This is a genomic window from Undibacterium sp. JH2W, from assembly GCF_049340425.1.
Taxonomy (GTDB): Bacteria; Pseudomonadota; Gammaproteobacteria; order Burkholderiales; family Burkholderiaceae_D; genus Undibacterium.
On record NZ_JBMPOT010000047.1, the window covers coordinates 1 to 5,688 of the forward strand.

2 tRNA genes and 3 rRNA genes are annotated in these 5,688 nt (G+C 49.5%); all 5 read right to left on the reverse strand.

Features of this window, described 5'->3' with window-relative positions:
- Positions 1 to 20: 20 nt before the first annotated feature.
- The 5 genes from rrf to ACO0LC_RS28940 all read right to left on the reverse strand — a co-directional run bounded on the left by rrf (position 21) and on the right by ACO0LC_RS28940 (position 5,459).
- Positions 21 to 133: ribosomal RNA gene (gene rrf, locus ACO0LC_RS28920) — 5S ribosomal RNA — on the reverse strand.
- Between the two features lie 242 nt (positions 134 to 375).
- Positions 376 to 3,249, reverse strand: a 23S ribosomal RNA gene (locus tag ACO0LC_RS28925).
- 416 nt (positions 3,250 to 3,665) lie between these two features.
- Positions 3,666 to 3,742: transfer RNA gene (locus tag ACO0LC_RS28930), tRNA-Ile, on the reverse strand.
- A 26-nt stretch (positions 3,743 to 3,768) separates the two neighbouring features.
- Positions 3,769 to 3,844 (reverse strand) — tRNA-Ala (locus ACO0LC_RS28935).
- Between the two features lie 86 nt (positions 3,845 to 3,930).
- A 16S ribosomal RNA gene (locus tag ACO0LC_RS28940) occupies positions 3,931 to 5,459 on the reverse strand.
- The 16S, 23S and 5S rRNA genes sit together here with 2 tRNA genes alongside, the layout of an rRNA operon.
- Positions 5,460 to 5,688: the final 229 nt, after the last annotated feature.

Below are 5,688 nucleotides of genomic sequence, written 5' to 3' on the forward strand. Positions count from 1 at the left end.
TGGGGGTATGCGGAATAAAAGCCTGACGATAACCTACTTTCACACTGGTTGCAGCACTATCATTGGCGCGTAATCGTTTCACGGTCCTGTTCGGGATGGGAAGGGGTGGTACCGATTAGCTATGGTCATCAGGCATAACTTGTTGACTTATTGAGGGCTGCGTTGCTTTGCCGCCTGCAAAAAGTCCAATTCAGAAGAAGTTCAGTAGAGTGTGCGATCTTATTCGCACTAATCAAGTTTTTTGTTACCCCAAGCGAGACCATCGCTTGAGGTAGTGGTTGTGACTGCTGTCGAACTACCTGGTTGTTTCCACAACTGGCACATTTCGCAAACACTTCACAATACTTGTCGTAGCCTACAACCTGCTAAGGTTATAGGGACAAGCCTTACGGGCAATTAGTACTGGTTAGCTTAATGCATTACTGCACTTCCACACCCAGCCTATCAACGTCCTGGTCTCGAACGACCCTTTAAAGAGATCTAGTCTCTGGGAAGTCTCATCTTAAGGCGAGTTTCCCGCTTAGATGCTTTCAGCGGTTATCTCTTCCGAACATAGCTACTCGGCAATGCCACTGGCGTGACAACCGATACACCAGAGGTTCGTCCACTCCGGTCCTCTCGTACTAGGAGCAGCCCCCTTCAAACTTCCAACGCCCACGGCAGATAGGGACCAAACTGTCTCACGACGTTTTAAACCCAGCTCACGTACCACTTTAAATGGCGAACAGCCATACCCTTGGGACCGGCTACAGCCCCAGGATGTGATGAGCCGACATCGAGGTGCCAAACTCCCCCGTCGATATGAACTCTTGGGAGGAATCAGCCTGTTATCCCCAGAGTACCTTTTATCCGTTGAGCGATGGCCCTTCCATACAGAACCACCGGATCACTATGTCCTACTTTCGTACCTGCTCGACTTGTCAGTCTCGCAGTTAAGCACGCTTATGCCATTGCACTATTAGCACGATGTCCGACCGTACCTAGCGTACCTTCGAACTCCTCCGTTACACTTTGGGAGGAGACCGCCCCAGTCAAACTGCCTACCATGCACTGTCCCCGACCCGGATAACGGGCCAAGGTTAGAACCTCAAATAAACCAGGGTGGTATTTCAAGGATGGCTCCACGCAAACTGGCGTCCACGCTTCAAAGCCTCCCACCTATCCTACACAGATCGATTCAAAGTCCAATGCAAAGCTACAGTAAAGGTTCATGGGGTCTTTCCGTCTAGCCGCGGGTAGATTGCATCATCACAAACATTTCAACTTCGCTGAGTCTCGGGAGGAGACAGTGTGGCCATCGTTACGCCATTCGTGCAGGTCGGAACTTACCCGACAAGGAATTTCGCTACCTTAGGACCGTTATAGTTACGGCCGCCGTTTACTGGGACTTCAATCAAGAGCTTGCACCCCATCATTTAATCTTCCAGCACCGGGCAGGCGTCACACCCTATACGTCCACTTTCGTGTTTGCAGAGTGCTGTGTTTTTATTAAACAGTCGCAGCCACCAGTTTATTGCAACCCCTTCACCCTTCTGCCGCAGGGCAGTCAAGCTACAAGGGCGTACCTTATCCCGAAGTTACGGTACCAATTTGCCGAGTTCCTTCTCCCGAGTTCTCTCAAGCGCCTTAGAATACTCATCTCGCCCACCTGTGTCGGTTTGCGGTACGGTCTCGTATGACTGAAGCTTAGAGGCTTTTCTTGGAACCACTTCCGATTGCTTCAACACCTAAGTGTCTCGTCTCAACCCCTTGAATTACGCTGCCGGATTTGCCTAACAGCCTTCTCCAGGTTAAAAACCGACTATTCCAACAGTCGGACAACCTTCCGCGATCCGTCCCCCCATCGCATCATACGACGGTGCAGGAATATTAACCTGCTTCCCATCAGCTACGCATCTCTGCCTCGCCTTAGGGGCCGACTCACCCTGCTCCGATGAACGTTGAACAGGAAACCTTGGGCTTACGGCGTGGAGGCTTTTCACCCCCATTATCGCTACTCATGTCAGCATTCGCACTTCTGATACCTCCAGCAACCTTTACAAGTCACCTTCGCAGGCTTACAGAACGCTCTCCTACCATATCCTTACGGATATCCGCAGCTTCGGTGTATAGCTTAGCCCCGTTACATCTTCCGCGCAGGACGACTCGATCAGTGAGCTATTACGCTTTCTTTAAAGGGTGGCTGCTTCTAAGCCAACCTCCTGACTGTTTTAGCCTTCCCACTTCGTTTTCCACTTAGCTATACTTTGGGACCTTAGCTGGCGGTCTGGGTTGTTTCCCTCTTGACACCGGACGTTAGCACCCGATGTCTGTCTCCCTTGCTCGCACTCGTCGGTATTCGGAGTTTGCAATGGTTTGGTAAGTCGCGATGACCCCCTAGCCATAACAGTGCTCTACCCCCGACGGTGATACAAGAGGCACTACCTAAATAGTTTTCGGAGAGAACCAGCTATTTCCAAGTTTGTTTAGCCTTTCACCCCTACCCACAGCTCATCCCCTAATTTTTCAACATTAGTGGGTTCGGTCCTCCAGTGCGTGTTACCGCACCTTCAACCTGGCCATGAGTAGATCACTTGGTTTCGGGTCTACACCCAGCGACTGATTCGCCCTATTCGGACTCGATTTCTCTACGGCTTCCCTATGCGGTTAACCTTGCCACTGAATGTAAGTCGCTGACCCATTATACAAAAGGTACGCAGTCACGGATCAAGTCCGCTCCTACTGTTTGTATGCACACGGTTTCAGGTTCTATTTCACTCCCCTCCCGGGGTTCTTTTCGCCTTTCCCTCACGGTACTGGTTCACTATCGGTCGATATCGAGTATTTAGCCTTGGAGGATGGTCCCCCCATGTTCAGACAGGATTTCTCGTGTCCCGCCCTACTTGTCGCAAACTTAGTTCCACACCGATAATTTCGTATAAGGGGCTATCACCCTCTATGGCCGGAGTTTCCAATCCGTTCTACTATTAAAGATGCTAAATCTTGCAGGCTCTTCCCATTTCGCTCGCCACTACTTTGGGAATCTCGGTTGATTTCTTTTCCTGTAGCTACTTAGATGTTTCAGTTCGCCACGTTCGCTTTGCATACCTATGTATTCAGTATGCAATGACCTTACGGCCGGGTTTCCCCATTCGGAAATCTGCGGATCAATGTGTGTTTGCTCACTCCCCGCAGCTTATCGCAAGCTACTACGTCCTTCATCGCCTGATATCGCCAAGGCATCCACCATGTGCACTTAGTCACTTGTCCCTATAACTTTAGCTTCTAGTGTCTGTGTCGATTTCTCAACCCAGGTTCATCACCAAAAACCGGTTATAGTTCTTTACTACTTATGAGTATTACTTTAGCGTTTGCCGTATCTCAAGGAATTTGATTTTTTCTAAAACTTGTCTTTCGACAGCTTTTCAAACTCTTTTTAATACTATGTTTGTTCGATACAATCACAACCCTTCCATAATTTCCATCAACAACTGTCGTTGCTGACTTCTCTTTACAGAAATAATTTTGATTATTTCTACTTTACTTCTTCTAAATTGTTAAAGAACGAGAACTACTTTATTACTATGTCTTTCGCTTTGAAAGTACAAACCTAAATCTCAACGTTTTACTATGTAGCATTACCTGCTCTACATCCGCTGACTTACGTTTGCACTGTCGAGATCTTGTGGTGGGTCTGGTTGGGCTCGAACCAACGACCCCCGCGTTATCAACACGGTGCTCTAACCAACTGAGCTACAGACCCGATTCCTACGACTTCTACCAAAACCTTGGTGGAGGATGACGGGATCGAACCGACGACCCCCTGCTTGCAAAGCAGGTGCTCTCCCAGCTGAGCTAATCCCCCTTTCGGGAACATGATCTCTTACCTGTGTTCTCTATTCATTCATTAACAGTCAATAAGTGTGGACACTTAACTACGCGCTACTCTAGAAAGGAGGTGATCCAGCCGCACCTTCCGATACGGCTACCTTGTTACGACTTCACCCCAGTCACGAACCCTGCCGTGGTAATCGCCCTCCTTGCGGTTAAGCTAACTACTTCTGGCAGAACCCGCTCCCATGGTGTGACGGGCGGTGTGTACAAGACCCGGGAACGTATTCACCGCGACATGCTGATCCGCGATTACTAGCGATTCCAACTTCATGTAGTCGAGTTGCAGACTACAATCCGGACTACGATACACTTTCTGGGATTAGCTCCCCCTCGCGGGTTGGCGGCCCTCTGTATGTACCATTGTATGACGTGTGAAGCCCTACCCATAAGGGCCATGAGGACTTGACGTCATCCCCACCTTCCTCCGGTTTGTCACCGGCAGTCTCATTAGAGTGCCCTTTCGTAGCAACTAATGACAAGGGTTGCGCTCGTTGCGGGACTTAACCCAACATCTCACGACACGAGCTGACGACAGCCATGCAGCACCTGTGTAAAGGTTCTCTTTCGAGCACTCCCAAATCTCTTCGGGATTCCTTCCATGTCAAGGGTAGGTAAGGTTTTTCGCGTTGCATCGAATTAATCCACATCATCCACCGCTTGTGCGGGTCCCCGTCAATTCCTTTGAGTTTTAATCTTGCGACCGTACTCCCCAGGCGGTCTACTTCACGCGTTAGCTGCGTTACCAAGTCAATTAAGACCCGACAACTAGTAGACATCGTTTAGGGCGTGGACTACCAGGGTATCTAATCCTGTTTGCTCCCCACGCTTTCGTGCATGAGCGTCAGTGTTATCCCAGGGGGCTGCCTTCGCCATCGGTATTCCTCCACATATCTACGCATTTCACTGCTACACGTGGAATTCTACCCCCCTCTGACACACTCTAGCCTTACAGTCTCCAATGCAGTTCCCAGGTTGAGCCCGGGGATTTCACATCAGACTTATAAAACCGCCTGCGCACGCTTTACGCCCAGTAATTCCGATTAACGCTTGCACCCTACGTATTACCGCGGCTGCTGGCACGTAGTTAGCCGGTGCTTATTCTTCAGGTACCGTCATTAGCAGTCCGTATTAGGAACCACCGTTTCTTCCCTGACAAAAGAGCTTTACAACCCGAGGGCCTTCTTCACTCACGCGGCATTGCTGGATCAGGGTTGCCCCCATTGTCCAAAATTCCCCACTGCTGCCTCCCGTAGGAGTCTGGACCGTGTCTCAGTTCCAGTGTGGCTGGTCGTTCTCTCAAACCAGCTACTGATCGTCGCCTTGGTAGGCTTTTACCCTACCAACTAGCTAATCAGATATCGGCCACTCCATGAGCATGAGGTCTTGCGATCCCCCACTTTCCACCTTAGTGCGTATGCGGTATTAGCGTAACTTTCGCTACGTTATCCCCCACTCTAGGGTATGTTCCGATATATTACTCACCCGTTCGCCACTCGCCGCCAGGTTGCCCCGCGCTGCCGTTCGACTTGCATGTGTAAGGCATGCCGCCAGCGTTCAATCTGAGCCAGGATCAAACTCTTCAGTTTAATCTCTGTTTTTCGACAATTTCTTGTCTATGTCATTTTACTGACATGTCGCTCACTCAAAATACTGACAGTTCAATCTTCTATTGCTAGAAGATCGTCTTGCTTTATTTCTTGTGAACACTTGCTATATTATTTAAGCTTTCCAAACAACCTAAGTTGCTTGGTGCGCTTCACCAAGTGCCCACATTTATTGACTGTTAATTGTTAAAGAACCGTATTCTTTTCTACT